Origin of the sequence: Exilibacterium tricleocarpae (genome assembly GCF_007004655.1) — a bacterium.
GTDB lineage: Bacteria > Pseudomonadota > Gammaproteobacteria > Pseudomonadales > Cellvibrionaceae > Exilibacterium > Exilibacterium tricleocarpae.
Genome location: NZ_ML660090.1, coordinates 129,276 through 147,163, shown reverse-complemented (window position 1 = coordinate 147,163; position 17,888 = coordinate 129,276). Strand labels below are relative to the sequence as shown.

13 protein-coding genes are annotated in these 17,888 nt (G+C 59.0%); 12 read left to right on the top strand and 1 reads right to left on the bottom strand.

What is annotated here, in order from left to right; genetic code table 11:
• Positions 1-10 precede the first annotated feature (10 nt).
• The 11 genes from FKG94_RS07005 (at position 11) to FKG94_RS06955 (ending at position 15,133) form a co-directional block, all read left to right on the top strand.
• Positions 11-2,341 carry an eCIS core domain-containing protein gene (locus FKG94_RS07005; protein ID WP_142903499.1) on the top strand — a complete coding sequence of 777 codons (2,331 nt, stop codon included), beginning with the start codon at positions 11-13 and terminating at the stop codon, positions 2,339-2,341.
• Positions 2,342-2,394: 53 nt separating this feature from the next.
• Positions 2,395-3,042, top strand: coding sequence for a hypothetical protein (locus FKG94_RS07000; RefSeq protein ID WP_142903498.1), 648 nt, complete (start codon positions 2,395-2,397; stop codon positions 3,040-3,042).
• Entirely contained in the window at positions 3,039-3,377 is a 339-nt protein-coding gene (locus FKG94_RS06995; RefSeq protein ID WP_142903497.1) for a LysM domain-containing protein, read from the top strand. The genes FKG94_RS07000 and FKG94_RS06995 overlap by 4 nt, the downstream gene beginning before the upstream one ends.
• Positions 3,364-4,491, top strand: a complete 1,128-nt coding sequence (locus FKG94_RS06990) for a hypothetical protein (RefSeq protein ID WP_142903496.1) — start codon at positions 3,364-3,366, stop codon at positions 4,489-4,491. The genes FKG94_RS06995 and FKG94_RS06990 overlap by 14 nt, the downstream gene beginning before the upstream one ends.
• Positions 4,488-5,018 (top strand): phage baseplate assembly protein V, encoded by a 531-nt coding sequence (locus tag FKG94_RS06985; protein ID WP_142903495.1) that lies wholly within the window; start codon positions 4,488-4,490, stop codon positions 5,016-5,018. Before FKG94_RS06990 ends, FKG94_RS06985 begins: the two co-directional genes overlap by 4 nt.
• A 10-nt stretch (positions 5,019-5,028) precedes the next feature.
• Positions 5,029-5,352: a hypothetical protein gene (locus tag FKG94_RS06980; RefSeq protein ID WP_142903494.1), complete on the top strand. Its 324-nt coding sequence runs from the start codon at positions 5,029-5,031 to the stop codon at positions 5,350-5,352.
• Positions 5,353-5,359: 7 nt separating this feature from the next.
• Positions 5,360-5,722: a GPW/gp25 family protein gene (locus tag FKG94_RS06975; RefSeq protein ID WP_142903493.1), complete on the top strand. Its 363-nt coding sequence runs from the start codon at positions 5,360-5,362 to the stop codon at positions 5,720-5,722.
• A complete protein-coding gene (locus tag FKG94_RS06970; RefSeq protein WP_142903492.1) occupies positions 5,719-8,430 on the top strand; it encodes a putative baseplate assembly protein in 2,712 nt (903 codons plus the stop codon). Before FKG94_RS06975 ends, FKG94_RS06970 begins: the two co-directional genes overlap by 4 nt.
• On the top strand, positions 8,427-11,327 hold the full coding sequence (locus tag FKG94_RS06965) for a putative baseplate assembly protein (protein ID WP_142903491.1): 2,901 nt from the start codon (positions 8,427-8,429) through the stop codon (positions 11,325-11,327). The genes FKG94_RS06970 and FKG94_RS06965 overlap by 4 nt, the downstream gene beginning before the upstream one ends.
• A gap of 3 nt (positions 11,328-11,330) precedes the next feature.
• A complete protein-coding gene (locus tag FKG94_RS06960; protein WP_142903490.1) occupies positions 11,331-13,613 on the top strand; it encodes a hypothetical protein in 2,283 nt (760 codons plus the stop codon).
• A 125-nt stretch (positions 13,614-13,738) separates the two neighbouring features.
• The gene (locus tag FKG94_RS06955; RefSeq protein WP_142903489.1) at positions 13,739-15,133 is read left to right on the top strand and encodes a DUF6519 domain-containing protein; all 1,395 of its coding nucleotides are present in this window, start codon (positions 13,739-13,741) and stop codon (positions 15,131-15,133) included.
• Between the two features lie 51 nt (positions 15,134-15,184).
• Here the strand turns inward: FKG94_RS06955 and FKG94_RS06950 are convergent, their stop codons facing one another.
• Positions 15,185-15,865, bottom strand: coding sequence for a Fe2+-dependent dioxygenase (locus FKG94_RS06950; RefSeq protein ID WP_142903488.1), 681 nt, complete (start codon positions 15,863-15,865; stop codon positions 15,185-15,187).
• A gap of 177 nt (positions 15,866-16,042) precedes the next feature.
• On the opposite strand from FKG94_RS06950, the gene FKG94_RS06945 reads away from it, so the two are divergent.
• Positions 16,043-17,428: a sigma 54-interacting transcriptional regulator gene (locus FKG94_RS06945; RefSeq protein WP_218943463.1), complete on the top strand. Its 1,386-nt coding sequence runs from the start codon at positions 16,043-16,045 to the stop codon at positions 17,426-17,428.
• The last annotated feature ends 460 nt before the right edge of the window (positions 17,429-17,888 follow it).

Genomic DNA, 17,888 nt, shown 5'->3' with positions numbered 1-17,888 from the left:
ATTTTGAAAAATGAATATAGGGAAAAGTAGATCCACCGCAAACCAGTCGTCGCAGCCCGGCGCTTTCCCCGGGCGAAGTGTCCTGCAACGCAAGTGTGCCTGCGGGAACAAGGCGCCCGGTGGGGGTGAATGCGGTGCCTGCGCCAAGAAGAAACCGGTCATACAACGCCGGGAATCCAGTGGCGGTGAAACAGCCGGAACGGAACCTGCGTCGGTCACTGGCAGTGGCCGGGCCTTGTCGAAAAATCTGCAAAACCTGTTCAGGCCGAGTTTGGGTTCTTTGATCGATCGGGTCCGGATACACGACAATGGTTCCAGTGCGAACTTTACCGCCTCCCAGGGCGCCGTTGCCGTGACATCGGGAGCCAATATCTACTTCGGCAATGACGCCTTTCAAACCGGCACCGCCAGCGGCAGAAAGTTACTGGCTCACGAATTAGCCCATGTGCACCAGCAACACCGGGACAACGGGCCGCCGGCGGGCTACCGTTCGACACCGGGTGACGCCTATGAAAGGGAGGCCGACCACTTTGCCGAGACCGGCCGCCTGCCGGCGTCTGGTGTTACCGGCACCAGGACCGCCGCGCCCGCCTATCAGGCGAGAACGGCGATAGAGCAGATTGCCTCGATACTGCGCTCTGCAGTGCAGGGATTGGGCACCGATGAAGATGCGATTTTTAATGCGCTCACCGGTCGCACCCCTGCTGAAATCAACGCGATCAAAGCCGCTTACCGGCGTCTGTCCGGCGGCGAGACACTGGAGGCCAGGCTGCGCGATGAATTGTCCGGCCGGGATCTTTCAAGGGCCTTATCCCTGTTGGGCGGCGAGACCGCGGCGACGGAGACGGCGCGCCGGTTGTGGGATGCGATGCGCGGTTTGGGCACGGATGAATCGGCAATCTACAGTGCCGTTGCGGGAAAGACCGCCGCCCAGTGGAACGATGTGCAAACGGCCTACCGCTCACTGAGAGGCAATGCACTGCTCACCGATCTGCGCGAAGAACTCAACGATCGGGAGTGGCAATACCTGCAGACACTCCTGCCCGGCGCCGCCGGCGGGGCGGTTACCGGCGCGGATCGGGCCACAGTTATCGCCAACCGACTGGAAGCGGCCATGGCGGGGCTGGGGACGGACGAGGATGCCATCTACGCGGCCCTGACCGGCCGCAGTAATGCGGAACTGCGGGCGATTGAAACACGCTTTAGGCTACTCACGGGTTTCGCCCTGGATGTGAGACTGCGCGATGAACTTAACGATGCTGAGTACACGCGCGCCCAACGCCTGTTACACCCTTTGTTGGATCCCCAGCGCATCGCTGTGCGCCTGCGCCATGCCGTGGAGAGGATCGGCACCGGTGAGTTGGAAATACAGGCGGTTCTCACCGGTCGCACGCCGGCTGAACTGGCGCTTATCAATGCCGCTTATCAGGCTATGTACGGTGAGTCTCTACGCGATCGGTTAAACGCTGAACTGAGCGGTGCGGAACGATCAGCGACAGAAACGCTGAGGCAACAGGGTGTACTGCCACTGGAGGACGAGATCAAATTGTCCATTGAAGGTGCGGGAACCGATGAAGAGCGGTTGTTTGCCGCCCTGACCGAAATTCAAAATGACCCCAATCCCGGTCTCAGGCTGCAGACTGTCATAGATGCTTATGCGGCGAAAGGTTACGGCGTTATGCTCGAGGATATAAGACGCGATCTTACCGGGTCGGAATATGCTCAGGCATTGGGGTCATTGCTTGGCCATATTCCCACCGCCGGTTGCTCTAACCAGCAGAGAGACACCGGTCGTGCTGCCATCGCGGGCGCTGCGTCGCTGGCCCAGAAAGCCATCGCCTTGTTGAACGCCGATATTGGTAGAGGAGCCCTCTCTTCCAGAGTGCGGTCCGCTTTGCGAGCCAATTTTAATCCCGGCAACACCCCCGGTGCCGTTAATGTCGGGCTCGCTACTCAAGTTAGAGATGTGTTCGTACCTGCGCGTGTCGATCTGTATCGCACTGCCAGCATAGCGTGTACCACGCCGGTGCCGTTTCCGGCAGCATGCGCCGGCCCGGATCCGTGCGCGGCTGTTCCGAATTGTACAACCTTCACCTCCGCCTGGACTTGCGGGGCGGCGGGCCCGGGAGCCGTTGTCCGTTTGTGTGCCGCATTTTTCCAATGCGATTCGGATAAGAGTGGCACCATGTTACATGAGTTTATTCATCACTTCGGGGTATCGGATAAGTTTTATCGCCATCAATCGGGGTTCAGTACGCTCGTACCGGCTGGAAACGGTTCAGCCACTGATTCACTGGATAACGCTGATTCCTTTTCGGAATTTGCCAAAGCCGTGTCTTAAAAACAGTTTGCTGCCTGAAGTGTCGGCAGCGATGTAGTTTAAGAGGGAATTTTATGACAACTTTTCCGGGATCGCCCCGCTTGATCAAAGGCGCTTTAGTCGGCATTGATCCGCTCAATCCACTGGCCGGCATTATCGTCTTCCAGTACAACCCGGAAACCATGACCCGGCGCCTGGAAGCGCGCACGGCCGGCGGCGAGGGTGACCCGGGAGAAGCCACCCGTTTGAGCGGGCCGCCGCGCGAGACGATTACCGTCAGCATCGAAATCGACGCGGCGGATCAACTGGAACAGGGCGATACCGCGGCGGCGACTCTGGGGATTCACCCGGCCCTTGCGGCCCTCGAAGTCATGCTCTACCCCAAAAGCGCGATGGTCGTTGCCAATACAGCACTGTCTTTGCTGGGCACCATAGAAATTCTGCCGATGGAGGGGCCTTTCGTACTCTTTGTGTGGGGGCCCCAGCGGGTTCTGCCGGTGCGGCTCACCGGTTTCAGTATCACCGAAGAGGCCTACGATCCGCTGCTCAACCCGATCCGGGCACAGGTCGAACTCAGCATGAATGTGCTCAGTTACCAGGACTTGAGTGTCCTGCACCCGGGCCACTCGCTGTCCCTGGCCCATCAGGTGGCGAAGGAAGTGCTGGCCACCACTAATACCGGTAACAACGCGCAAAATATCATTGCAGGATTACAGCTATGAACGGCACCCCGACGCTATCTTTTCCGCCGACCAGTCGCTACTACGGCATTGGCACGGATACCCTCGAAACCGCGCAAGGGCGCGAGATCGTCTATTTAAAACGTCGTTTTTTGCCGCCGCCCGAACGTTTCGCCGTGCTCCAGGAGCACCGCGTCGAAGATGGGGACCGGCTCGATAATATTACTGCGCGCTATCTCAATGACCCGTTGCAGTTCTGGCGCATAGCCGATGCCAACCGGGCGATGAATCCGCCCGCTTTGACCGCGGAAATCGGCCGGCGTCTGCGGATCGCCCTACCCAACGGGGTGCCGGGGTTGCCCAATGTTGTTCAGTAACGCTTATCTCACGTTGATGATCGGACCGGCCGTTGCGGTGCCGGCGCCGCTGCCGGTGATGGAGGCGCTGCAAAGTGTGCAGGTCACCAACTCGCGCGATCGCAGCGGCTTTCAGCTGACGTTCGCCGTGGGCAAGACATCGCCGCTGCAGCTCGGGCTGCTGCCCGCCGGCTATTTTGACCCGATCACTACGCGGGTGATTATTACCGTGACGCTCAACGGTATACCCAATGTCATTATGGACGGATTTATCACGCGCCAGGACCTGCAGCCGAGCAACGAGCCGGGACAATCGACCCTGACAGTGACGGGCGATGATCTTACCGTCGCCATGGATTTGCTGGAGATCGCCATCCCCTATCCGGCCATACCGGATGTGGCGCAAGTCAATCTGATACTGGCCAAATACGCCTTTCTGGGCATTATTCCCCTGGTTATCCCGCCCTTTATTCCCACGGTGCAGTCGCCTACGAGTAGCTTCGATTCTCAAACCGGCAGCGATCTCGATCATATCCGCGGTCTGGCGCAACGCAACGGTTTTGTTTTTTATATTCAGCCCGGGCCGCTGCCCGGTCAGAGTATTGCTTATTTTGGTCCCGATCTTAACGTGCCGGTGCCGCAGTCCGCGCTGAGTATCAACCTGGACGCCCATACCAATGTTGAATCCCTGAGCTTTAGCCTGAACGGGATGCAGAAGCGACTCGACATCACCAATGTGCTCGACCCGGCCACCGGCAGAATACCCATACCCGTGCCTATGCCCGACATTAATATTTTCAAACCGCCGCTGGGCGCCCGCCCGCATCCCCCGGCGAAGGTTACTTTTAACCGCGACTCGGCGGGGCTGGAATTGACCGAAGCGCTGCGGCAGATGGTTGCCCGCGGTATTCAATCGTCCTCGGCGGTCACCGCCAACGGCTCGCTCGATGTCGCCCGTTACGGGCAGATGTTGAGGGGAAGGTCCCTGGTGGGCGTGCGCGGCGCCGGGGTAACCTACGACGGACTCTATTATGTCGACAGCGTTACCCACAATCTCAAGCGGGGAGAATACAAGCAAAACTTCACCCTCTCCCGCGACGGCCTGATTTCCAACACACCGGCGGTGATGCCATGACACAACAGTTTTTAGGCAAATACCGCGCTACGGTGTTCAACAATATCGATCTCGAATACCGCGGCCGGTTGCAACTGACGATACCGGATGTACTGGGCCTGTCGCCGAGTACCTGGGCGGAGTGCTGTGCGCCGTTTTCCGGCCTGCCCGGCACCACGGCGGGAATCTTTGCCGTACCGCCTATCGGGGCCGCCGTCTGGGTCGAATTTGAACAGGGCGATCCCAACCGGCCGATCTGGACCGGCGGCCGCTGGAACAGCGCTGCCGATGTGCCGCCGACGGCAACGGTGCCGCCGGCCATTCCTCCCGGCCAGAACGTGGTTATCCAGACAACGCTGCAGAATATGCTGGCTGTCAGCGATTCTGTGCCGACGCCCATATCCGGCGGGATCGTGCTGAAGAGCGCCACCGGGGCGACCATTGTCGTCAACGATACGGGCATTTATATCAATAACGGTAAAGGCGCTTCGATTAACCTGGTGGGGCCGGCGGTCACCGTCAACAACGGCGCTTTGGTGGTTACCTGAGGAGGCAGCTATGCCGGGTTTTTTAGTTCATGTCGGGGCGCAGGTGCTCTGTTCGCACGCGGGGCAGGCGACACCGACCGCACCCAACCCCCGCGTCACCGTCAGCGCGCAACCGACTGTGTTGATGACCACGCCCTACGCGGTTGCAGGCTGCACCCTGCCGCCGCCACCCGGTGCCAACGGGCCCTGCGTGACGGCCCAGTGGGTAAGTGGGAGCACTCGGGTGTTTTCGAACGGCCAGCCGCTGTTGGTGCAGAGCAGCCAGGGAATTTGTACACCCACCGGCACACCGCTTGTTATCGCAGCAACCCAGACACGGGTCAGCGCCCTGTGAGGTCACTATGAATATCGACTATCCCTTTCATTTCGACAGCCGCGGGCGCACCGCCGCCGCCGCCGATGACGATCACATCCGCGACATGATCGAGCAGTTCCTGTTTACCAACGCCGGTGAACGCGTCAACCGGCCGGATTTCGGCAGTGGGTTATTGCAGTTGATCTTTGCCCCCAACAGCCCGGAACTGGCGGCGACCGTGCAAATGACGACACAGGCCGGGTTACAGCAGTGGCTCGGTGATCTGATCGAGGTGCTGGAGTTAATCGCGACCAGTGACGAGGCGAGCCTGCGGGTCGAGGTCCGGTATCGGGTCAGAAACAGCGATGAAGCGCGCAGTGAAACTTTCACACGGAGTACGGCACTATGAGTGGGCTGATACGGAGTGGGCTGATACGGAGTGGGCTGATACGGAAAGAGCTGATATGCCGCAGCGAGATGCGCCGCGAACGGGTACGTCGCCAGCAGCAGTTGAACGGTTTGGATTACCTGGAGGTGGGGGAGCTCTCCGGGGATGAGCCCAGCCTGGCCGGACAGCGTCTCCTGCGCGTGTACTTTCTCGGCAAGGCACCGGTCGCCCTGACCCCCGCGAATGTGAAAATCGAGGGCGGCAGCCGTATCCGCGACATCAATGTTGTCAGTGTGGACGTGCACACGTATCGCAGTGTCGAACTCGACGATTACATGCTGGTGAGCGTCGATCGCGCCGGTGATTTTTCAAGCTATACCTTGCGGGTCGTGGAACGGCGCGAAGACGGACAATGGCAACCGCACTCCGCCTTCGATCCCCGCTACGACCGCCTGGTGTTCAGTTTCAAAGCCGATTGCCCCGGCGATCTCGATTGTCTGCCGGCGCCGCCCTGTCCCGTTGAACCTGTCGGCGAGCCCGATATCAATTACCTGGCCAAAGACTACGGCAGTTTTCGCCAGCTGATTCTCGACCGCCTCGCGCTGGTGATGCCGCAGTGGCGCGAAAGGCATGTGCCGGACATCGGCATCGCCCTGGCCGAGGTGCTGGCCTATGCGGGCGATCATCTGAGCTACTACCAGGACGCTGTCGCCACCGAGGCCTATCTCGGCACGGCGCGCAAGCGCATCTCCGTGCGCCGGCACGCGCGGCTGGTCGATTATCCCATGCACGAGGGCTGCAACGCCCGCACCTGGGTCTGTGTCCAGACCGACACGGATCTGGAACAGCTCGACCCCGGCGATATGTATTTTATTACCGGCGGCGCTTTGCAGGGCTTGGGAAAGGTAATCACGGAACAGGACATTGCCTCAATTTCGCCGGCTGATTATGAAGTGTTCGAGCCCATGGTTGATGGCAGTATTTCGATTTACCGCAATCACAACAAGATACGGTTCTACGACTGGGGGGATAAAGAATGCTGTCTGCCGAAGGGCGCGGTGCGGGCCACGCTCGCCGGTGAGCTGGCGGCCGGCACCGCGCCCGCGCAACCGCCCTGTGAAGCGGATGGCGAACCGGACGAGCGGCAGGACGCGGATCGCCCGTATCCGCAAGACCGGGAACAGAGTCCGCCGGACGGTCTCGCCGCCCCGGCCGCAGAGGACCCGGCGGTTGCACCGGCGCCCAACCCGCCGCCAAGGCTCTATCTGAAACCGGGTGATGTCCTGATGTTTGAGGAGATAGTCGGACCCACGACGGGTATGCCCGGCGATGCGGACCCCAAACACCGCCACGCTGTGCGTCTGAGCGCGGTCGAGGCGGGCATCGATCCACTCAACGGCTGTCCGGTGGTGCATATCGAGTGGGGGGAGGCAGACAGGCTGCCGTTTGCGCTGTGTATTTCGTCGCTCGGACCGCCGCCCGACTGCGAGATGATCAACCCTGTCAGTATTGCCTGCGGCAACGTGATTCTGGTGGACCACGGCAGATCCCGGGCCGAGGGTCTGGGCAGTGTCCCGGTCGACGACACCCGGGCCTGTTGCAAAGGTGAGGGTGTGGTGGGAGACACCCGGTTAACGGCGGCCCGCTATCGCCCTTATTTGTCGCGAGCGCCCCTGACTTTCAGCCAGCCTCTCGCGCCTGCGCTGCCGGCGGCGCAGGCGCTCGATCAGGATGTGCGCCAGGCTCTGCCACAGGTTGCGCTCACCAGTTACCTCGAACAGGATGTTGTATTTCACTGGAGCGTGCGGCGCGATCTGTTTGCCAGTGGTCCGGAAGATCACCATTTCGTCGCCGAGATCGATGAGGACGGGCGCGCGCACTTGCGTTTTGGCGACGATGAAGCCGGTGAAAAACCCGATGCCGGTATGAAGTTCGACAGCAGCTATAGAGTGGGCAACGGGGTGGCGGGTAATGTCGGGGCTGAAGCTATCTCCCACCTGGTGTTTCGCTCCCTTTTGAGCGGTGTTACTTTGAATGCGCGCAACCCCTTACCGGCCCGCGGCGGTACCGAGGCGGAAACGCTCGCTGAAGTGAAACTGTTTGCGCCGCATACCTTTCGCCGCGATCTCCAGCGCGCCATCACCGCCGAAGATTACGCCGCTATCGTTGCGCGTGAATTCAAACACCAGGTGCAGAGAGCCGCCGCGCGACTGCGCTGGAACGGCAGCTGGTATGAAGTTCTGGTGGCGGTGGACCCTTACGGCAGTGATGAGGCCGGTCCCGAACTGATAGCCGCAGTTGCGGCGAAACTGCATCGCTACCGCCGTATCGGCCACGACCTGGTGGTGAAATCCGCGCGCAAGGTACCGCTGGATATCGAGATACGGGTATGCGTCCTGCCGAATTACCTGCGCGGCCACGTCAAAGCGGCACTGTTGGATCTGCTCAGTAACCGCCGGCTGGCTGACGGCAAGTTGGGATTCTTTCACCCCGACAACCTCACCTTTGGCGAGGATATCCACCTGAGTCGGCTGGTGGCGGTTGCCCAGGCGGTTGCCGGTGTGCAAAGCGTGCAGGTGACAAAGCTGCAGCGCCAGCACCAACCCCCGAATCAGGAGATAGAAAACGGCGTTCTGCCGCTGGGGCCTTTTGAGGTGGCGCGCCTGGACAGTGACCCCAGCCAGCCCGAGAACGGCAGACTGACACTGACAGTGGGAGGTGGACGATGAACACACGATGTTGCGACTGCTGCCACCCTGAATTCAAGGACAGCGAAGCCTGCGGCTGTTGTGAAGGGCTTGAACTATTGACGCCCGTGGCGACGTACAACCGTCCGGGGCTGGATCAGCTGCGCTATCGCGCGGGTACCCATGGCAGCTTTCTCGAAACCATGAAGGCGCGTCTCTCCGGCGCCGCATTCCCCGAGCTTGCCGGACTGACGACGCGGGACCCGGACGATCCGGCGATCGCCCTGCTCGATGCCTGGGCGACAGTGGCGGATGTATTGACGTTCTACCAGGAGCGGATCGCCAATGAGGGTTACCTGCGCACCGCCGGCGAGCGGCGCTCGATTCTGGAACTGGCGCGGCTGGTCGGTTACCGGCTCAGGCCGGGTGTGGCTGCCAGTGTGTTTCTCGCCTATACCATCGATGACAACACCGCCGGGGAGGTCACGATTCCCATCGGCAGCCGCGCCCAGAGCGTGCCCGGGCCCGGCGAGTTGCCGCAGTCTTTCGAGACCGGCGAGGAACTGAAGGCGCGGCAGCAGTGGAACAATCTCAGACCGCGACTATCGCAACCACAGACGGCGCAAATGATCGCCAATGATCCGCGCCAGACGGTTTACCTCAAAGGCACCAATACCGGCTTACAGATCAATGATCCCCTGCTGTTGGATAATGGCTTCGGGTCGGAGCCGCTGTTTCGGCGGGTAAAAGAGATTGAACCCGATATCGTTGCCGATCGCACCCGGATTGCCCTGCAGCCGCTGGCGCCCGCTGCCGTCCCGCCGCTGGTGAACACGGTTGAGCTGATCAAAGACCTCACACTGCGGCCCTCCCTGCAACCGGCCAACCGATTGCGCCTCAGCCGGGCGCTGGGAGAGCAATTCAAAGCCGGGGCCGAGTCCGGCTACCGGGTGCTGGGCAGCCTGTCGCGGCCGCTGCGTGATACGCTGGTCGATGCCGCGGCAAACGCCCGGGTGACTCGGGACAGTCCTGTCAAAATCTATGCGTTGCGGGTGACAGCGCCGTTGTTTGGTCACAATGCGCCGCGCCAGCCGCAGTATCATCCCACTTTCACAGACGACGGTGAAGGCAACCCGCGCCCCAATCTGGAGGCGGGAAATCTGATGCCGCAGCCCTGGGAGAAATGGCCGCCCGACGGCGGCGAAGCGGCGAATGTGCTGCACCTCGATCGAGGCTATGACCAAATACTGGCCGCTGACTATGTAGTGGTCGAAAACCCCGCTGACAAGGTGATTCACAGTGTCTTCAGGGCCACCGATGTCCGGACCATTTCGCGTCACGCCTACGGACTCAGCGCTGAAACCACCAGAATTACCCTTGATGGTAACTGGTGGGACCCCGCCGGCGCAGAGAATATCGATATCATTCGCGGCGCGCGCGTCTACGCCCAGCCCGAAGAACTGGAACTGGCCGAAGCGCCGATTGACACACCCATCTGCGGCGGTGTCGATGACCTGATCGAACTCGACGGCTTCTACGACGGTCTGGAAGCCGGCCGTTGGGTAATTGTCTCCGGCGAGCGGGAACTCGATGGAACCTCCGGAGTGCGTTTTAGCGAACTGGCGATGCTGAGCACGGTGACGCAGGATGTGGTCCTGGAAGAGAGAGGAACTGCGCGCCTGGGAGAAAAAACCCACACCTTTATCAAGCTTGCCAGCGAACTGGCCTATTGTTTTAAGCGCGACACGGTCACCCTCTACGGCAATGTCGCCAAAGCGACCCACGGGGAAACGCGGCAGGAGGTCCTGGGCAGCGGTGACGGCAGCAACGCACTGCAGGCCTTTACCCTCAAGCAAAAACCGCTGACCCATGTATCGGCGTCAAACCCGAGTGGTGTCGACAGCACCCTGGAGGTTTTTGTCAACGATCTCCAATGGCACGAAGTGGTGACACTGGCCGATCGCCAGGCGACGGATCGGCACTTTATCACCCAAACCGATGACGAGGACAACACGACAGTCAGTTTTGGCAATGGCGAGCGCGGTGCCCGCCTGCCTACGGGCGTGGAAAACATCAGGGCCGTCTATCGTTCGGGGATCGGCAAACCGGGCAATGTGAAGGCCGAACAGATTTCACTGTTGCAGACCAAACCGCTCGGCGTCAAAGCAGTCGTCAATCCCCTGCGGGCGTCCGGGGGTGCCGATCGGGAGGGACGCGATCAGGCGCGGGAGAATGCGCCGCTGGCGGTAAAGGCGCTGGACAGACTGGTGTCGGTGCGGGATTATCAGGACTTCTCCCGCACCTTTGCCGGTATCGGCAAGGCCCACGCCCTGGAATTGACCGATGGGCGCCGCCAGTTTGTTCACGTCACCATTGCCGGCGCCGACGATATCCCCATCGATGAAACTTCAGATCTGTTTCGAAACCTGCGCCGCGCGTTGAGTGATTTTGGCGATCCCCACCTGCCGATCCGACTCGCCGTGCGCGAACTGTTGCTGGTGGTGATCAGCGCGCGCGTGCGCATCCGTCCGGATTATCAATGGGAACCGGTCGTAGCCGGCGTGCGTGCGGCGTTGTTGGACGCCTTCAGCTTCGGGCGCAGTGAACTGGGCCGCGATCTCTGGTTGAGCGAAGTGATCAGTGTGGTGCAGGCTGTGCGCGGCGTCGACTATGTGGATGTGGATACCTTTGGTGGTGTCCCGGAAAAGAAAGCGAGTGCAATCGGTGAAAGCGGTGTCGTTGAACGGCGTCTGTTAAGTCCCGACGAAATTGCTGAAACCGTGCAGGCGATCATCGCCGAGAGTGAAGCAAGGCGGCGTCCGAATCCATCGTTGAGCGTCAACCTGGCGGCGCTGGAAAATGGGGTCATGCGGCCGGCGCAGCTGGCGTTTTTAGCGCCGGATGTTCCCGAAACCCTGATTTTAAACCAGATCGAGTGAGTTATGAAAAGGATCAGCGAAGACCGCTTGTATGAGTTGCTGCCACTGGTGTATCGCCTGCGCGATGCCGAACAGGGGGAGCATTTAAAGGCGCTGCTGCGGGTTATCACCGAACAGGTCAATGTTGTGGAAGACAACATCTCGCAGCTCTACGAGAACTGGTTTATCGAGACCAGTGAAGACTGGGCGGTACCTTATATCGGCGACCTGGTGGGTTACGAACCGGTGCGCGAAGCAGGGGAACCCGGCGCTGCAGAGACCGGGCAGGGGCGCGAACGCAACAAGATACTGATTCCGCGCCGTGAAATCGCCAATACCCTTCGCTACCGCCGGCGCAAGGGAACCCTGGCGCTGTTGGAACTGTTGAGTAACGACGTCGCCGGCTGGCCGGCCCGGGCGGTGGAGTTTTACCGGTTGCTGAACCGCTGCCAGGCCATTAATCACCTGGGTGAAAACCGCGCTCAAACCGCCGACCTTCGCAGCGGCGGCGCACTGGATTTGCTCGATGGACCGTTCGAGCAAATCGCCCACAACGCCGATATACGCCGGATCAACTCCCGTCACACCTTCCACCACACCCCAGGGCGCCACAATATTCCCAGCGTCGGTGTTTTTGTCTGGCGGTTGAGGTCCTATCCGGTGACAAAAACGCCGGCCTATTGTCTGGAATCCGTCGCTGCGCGCTGTTTCACTTTCAGTGTATTGGGAAATGATGCCCCCCTTTTCGTGCGTCCGGAAGCGGAGGCTGATCCCAGTCAGATCGCCGGCGAGTTCAATCTCCCCGTTGCCATGCGGCGGCGCTTTTTCGAAGACCACAAAAGCCAGCTCTACGGGGAGGGCAAGAGCCTGCACATCTGGGTGGGAAAGAAAAAGCCACGGGGAAAAGAAGTGATTCCCGAGCCTGTCCCCCTGGACAGCATTGTCGCAGCCGACCTGAGCGATTGGCAGTACCTGCCAAAGCGGGGGTATGTCGCTGTCGACCCGCTGCTCGGCCGCATTGCCTTTCCCGCGCGACAGTTTCCCAAAAACGGAGTGTGGGTGAATTACCACTACGGCTTCAGTATGGACCTCGGCGGCGGCGAGTATGAGCGCAGTCTTATTCAGCCCGAAGACTGCGAGATTTTCCGTGTCGGTCGCGACGAGGCGTTTGCGACCATCAGGGGTGCGTTGGAAAAATGGAATGAAGATGCCCCGCGCCATGCCGTGATTGAAATCACCGACAGCGGTGTCTACGCAGAACAACTCAACGTGTCCTACCGGGAAGGACAGGAAAGTCTGCAGATACGCGCGGCAAATCGCCAGCGTCCGGTCCTGCGTCTGCTGGACTGGCAGACCGATCGGCCGGATTCACTGACCGTCAACGGCATGCAAAACAATCGCTTCACTCTCGACGGCGTGATGATTACCGGCCGTGGTGTGCAGGTATCCGGCGCCATCACGGAATTGACGCTGCGGCACTCGACCCTGGTGCCGGGCTGGTCGCTGGGCAGCGACTGCGGCCCGCAGCGTGCAACCGAGTCGAGCCTGGAAATCTTCAGCCCCAGGGTTTGCGTGACCATCGAGCACAGTATCATCGGCTCCATTCAAGTGAACCCCGCGCTTATCGATGTCGAGGCACCCGCCCGTGACGAGGGTGACGAGGTTGACGAACAAACCCTGGCGGGCGATGAAGCGAGTCTGGCCGCCTGTAAGGGGATCGGCGAAGGCGTGCGCCTGGACCCGATCAGACTCTGCATCAGCGACAGTATTGTGGATGCCACCGACCGTGAATTCGAAGCCATTGGCGCCCCCGGATGCCCGGTAGCGCACGCCTGCCTGACAATTCGGCGCAGCACCGTGTTTGGCCGGATTCATGCCCACGCCATCGAACTCGGTGAAAATACGCTCTTCGATGGCCGGATCAGCGTCGCGCGACGCCAGCAGGGTTGTTTGCGCTTTAGCTATATCGCGCCGGGCTCGCGCACGCCAAAGCGCTATCGCTGCCAACCGGATCTGGTTGAAAACGCCGTCGATGTGCCGGCGCTGAACCCGGCAGACAAAGAAGCGGCAAAGGAGCGCGAGCGCCTGCGGGTTCGCCCCCGCTTCAACAGCGTCCGTTACGGCATGCCAACCTACTGCCAACTGGCGGTCGACTGTGCCGAAGAGATCAAGGGCGGCGCTGACGACGAGTCGGAGATGGGCGCTTTTCACGATCTGTATCAACCGCAACGAATGGCGAACCTGCGTGTTCGTCTGGATGAATATCTACCTGCCCGGATGGATATAAATGTGATTTTAGCTGACTAGTAAACGACAAAGCTTATGGTGTGCAGCTAAAACACTTAAAAACAGGTTTTTCTGTGAGCTGTAAACTGTCAGCTTGCCTATCCGGAAACGCAGTTTCCGGATAGGCATTAACCAGGAGTAGAGACATGCACGATAAAGAGTTTACCAAGGGGATGCGCGGCGAATTCAGAGGTGACTTCACCCGGGACACCTTCGATCCATACAGACGTTTTTCCCGCGTGCTCATGCAGCAGGGCCGGGTGCAACTGGACGCCGACTGGAATGAGCAGGTATCTATTTTACTGTACCAGTTGCGGGCGATGGGGGCGCATTTGATGGGCCCTCATGGTTACCCCTGTACTGTAGACGGCACCAAGGGACCGGACTTTTCCATCTCCGCCGACGGCGCGGACTTTTCGATCGCGCCCGGTTCCTACTATGTCGACGGGATACTGTGCGAGAACAGCGAAGCGGTGCGCTACCGCGAGCAGCCGGATCTGCCCATGGATGACGGAGATTCTCTCGAGGCGGGGGAGCACTTGGTTTATCTCGATGTATGGGAACGTCATATCAGCTTTGTGGAAGACGACTATATTCGTGAAAAGGCGCTGACCGGGCCGGATACCGCCTCGCGGGCAAAAATTGTGTGGCAGGTGAAAACGGCCCCGATCGACGACCGCGATGCAGATGCGGATTTCAAGAGAAATCATGAGAGCTTTCTAAACAAATTGAGCCCCGGCGCCAGGCCCGGCAGCGGCGAACTCAGGGCGCGTGCGCGCAGGGCGCCGCAGACCCCCGAGCCCTGCCTGATTTCTCCCGAGGCGAGCTACCGCGGGCCGGAGAATCAACTTTACCGGGTTGAAATCCATCGCGGTGGCGATGTGACATCTGCCAATGCCGCACCCACATTTAAATGGTCGCGCGAAAACGGCGCCGTAATTTTTCCGGTGACAGAAATCAGCGGTGAGAAAATTTCACTCGAACATCTAGGCCGCGATGCCCGCTTTACACTGTCGCCAAACGACTGGGTCGAAGTTTTGGACGACCACGTGACCTTGAAAGGCAATGCCGGCGGCCTGTTCCGGGTGAAAGAAGTCGATACCGAGAACCTGCAGGTTACATTGAGCGGTGTGCCGGATGTTACGGTGGGCGCCGCCGCCGACAACCATCCCTATTTGCGCCGATGGGATCATAAATCCGGTGGTGAATACGGCATTGACGTCGAGGAAGGGGATACCGATCAAAGTTGGCTCTTGCTGGAAGACGGTGTCGAGATTCAGTTTCCGCCACCGCAACCCGACGCCGATGGCAATGTGACCGCGCACCTGTATCAGACCGGCGATTACTGGTTGATTCCTGCCCGCACCGCCACTGGTGATGTCGAATGGCCCGGTCCGGTGGCGGCACCCGACGCCTTGCCGCCTCAGGGCGTGAAGCATCACTACGCTCCGCTGTGGCGAATTACGGTGGAAACCAGTGGCAACGTTGTGGTAACCGCAGCGGGAGACCAGCGCCGGAAATTGAAGAAGCTTTGGGATTAAGGTGAGGGGATTGAGACCGACGTCAACAAACCCATGCTGACATAGGGCGCATCACGTATGTGCCCACATCCGGACCAGGTTGTGATAGAGAAGAATCAGTTTTTTCACCTCGTTGTCCTGGCTACCGAGTTCGCAGCTGAATCTCTGGATACTTTGGTCGAGGTCAAACAGCATGGCCCGTCGTTCACTGCTGCCGACAAAACTCTCGACCCAAAAGAAAGCGGCTATCCTCGCACCTTGAGTGACGGACCTTACCTCGTGAATATAGGATGAGGGGTACAAAATCATATCGCCGGAGGCGAGTTTGAATTCTTCAGGCCCATAACCGGTTTCTATGACAAGCTCGCCTCCCTGATATTCCCGCGGCTCTGACAGAAACAGGGTCGCTGAGATATCGGTACGAATATAGTCGTTCTGATCGACGAACATAACCGACTTATCGACATGTGGGCCATAGTACCCGCCGTCGCTATATTGATTGAACTTTGGTGGGGAGATTTTCTTTGGCAGGGCGGCGGCAATAAATACAGGATGCTGGTTTAACCGTTCTATAATTAACTGGCCGTACTTGAGGGTGATATCGGACTGCTCGTCGAGTTGCCGGTTATTCTTTACCAACAGAGCATGGCCGCCCGCAGACTGTTTTCCGTCCTGCCAGGCAGCCTGATCGATACCTTCTCGTATCTGCTTGACCTCTGACTTGGCGAAAATTTTATGGATGGTATGTAGCATAGAATTTTGTCATCCTAATCATTCTTCTCCTGCCGGGTGTCGAGTGCCGGCAGTGACATATTAACCGATGGAACAGCCAACCTATGTGATTTTTATTACAGAGATGACCTGCAGGGCGATGATATACTCGCGCCATATTGGAAGCGTATTGCCGATCCTAATCCAAAGGGTCTGAAAATGGTACAGGGAAAAGTCTGGTTAACGGGTTATGCATCGAAAGACACCCAGAAGAGGGTTTTCGATATTCTTGACTCGATGCATATCGAGCATGAGGTGTGTCTGTTCGAGCCCAACAGGGTTCCGACCTTTTGTCACTGCAATCCCTGTATTGCGGTGATTGACGAGATAGCTTCCCCACAGCAGATTCACGAACTGGTTGCCGGTGAAACACTCTACGATCTGCTTGTGTGTCACAAAATCGTTGTGGAACAGGCACCGCAAATACTCGCCAGGAGTCTGGATTTTTTTGTGCTTTCCCAAAATGACCGGGAGCTGGCGGCACGTCTCGAGCGTCGCATAACTGCCTGTGCCGGCGCCGCGCCGGCGAGCGCTGGCGTCGATCCGAAACTGCGCCAAAACATGATTGGCTCGGCGCAGGCTTTTGTCGATATACTCAAGACTATTCAGCGGTGTGCGAAGGTCGATGTTCCGGTACTGATAAACGGTGAAACCGGCACGGGTAAAGAACTTGCCGCGCGCGCGCTGCACTACGCAGGGCCCCGGCGAGCCGGGCCTTTCCAGGCGCTGAATTGTGGTGCGATTCCCGATCTCCTGGTCGAAAACGAACTGTTTGGGCATGTCCGCGGTGCGTATACCGATGCGCGCGGTACTCAGCCGGGCCTGGTCGAGCTGGCATCCGGCGGCACCCTGTTTCTCGACGAAGTCGACGCCTTGAGTTACAAAGCCCAGGGTGCCTTACTGCGCTTCATTCAGGATGGTACCTACAGGGAGCTGGGTGGCGGCACGGATAAGCGGGCAGATGTGCGCGTGGTCTCCGCGTCGAACAAAAGCCTCGAGGCGCTGGCGCGGGCTGGAAAATTCCGGCAGGACTTAATGTACCGGCTCAACACATTGATTGTGGATATGCCCTCGTTGAGAGAACGACGGGAGGACATTCCAGCGCTGGTGACGTATTTCTTGCAGGCAAGTGAAAAGGAATTCTCGCTGGGATCGAAGCACTTCCACCCGCAGAGTATTACGGACATCATCAGTTATGGCTGGCCGGGAAATATCCGTGAACTGGAAAATTTTGTCCGCCGGGCCTATTTGTTGACCGATGGGCAGGTTATTTTTCAAAGCCCCGATAAAAGCCCGGATCACTGTTCAAATCTATCGCCGGCTGGTGACGGACCCGCTCGACGGTGTAATGGAGCCCAGCAGGCAATCGTACCGTTTAGCGACGCCAAACGCCTGGCCGTAGACTACTTTGAATCGAGTTACATCGCGCAGTTATTGCGCACTACCGGCGGTAATTTATCCCGGGCGGCGCAGCTGGCCGGTAAAGAGCGCCGGGCGTTCTCCCGCCTGGTCAAAAAGCACGGCATCATCCGATCAGACTTTTAGTCTACTCCCTATTCACTTTCACTCTGGACAGTCTGGTCCTATCCCATCTTGCAGCCCCTCAGTCGCGCATTAAGGGAAATCTTGCGGGCGCGGGCGGCCTATCAAGCGGCGTAAACTGAATAGTGCGGGCTGTACTCTCTGTTGCTGCCGGCGCGGTATCGGCATCGTACAGGCATGCTGAGGAGACCTCAGCCTGTAGGCATTTTAGCATCTGTGATTTTTAGATCGAATTATTCTATCCGTTGTCTCGGCGTGAGCTGATAAAACGTGTGAGGCTAATTTTCAGTTTCATGTCAAGGAATATATTTGCAAAGCTGTGTGTTTTGGTTGTTGTAAAAATACAGCCAGGCGTTAAGGTTGCAAAAAAAGTCCATGCACTAATAAAGCAAAAAATATGTATGGGCTATAAAAATATGGAGAACAACCGCGACAGTCTTCGAAGAAATACGACTTTAGCTGG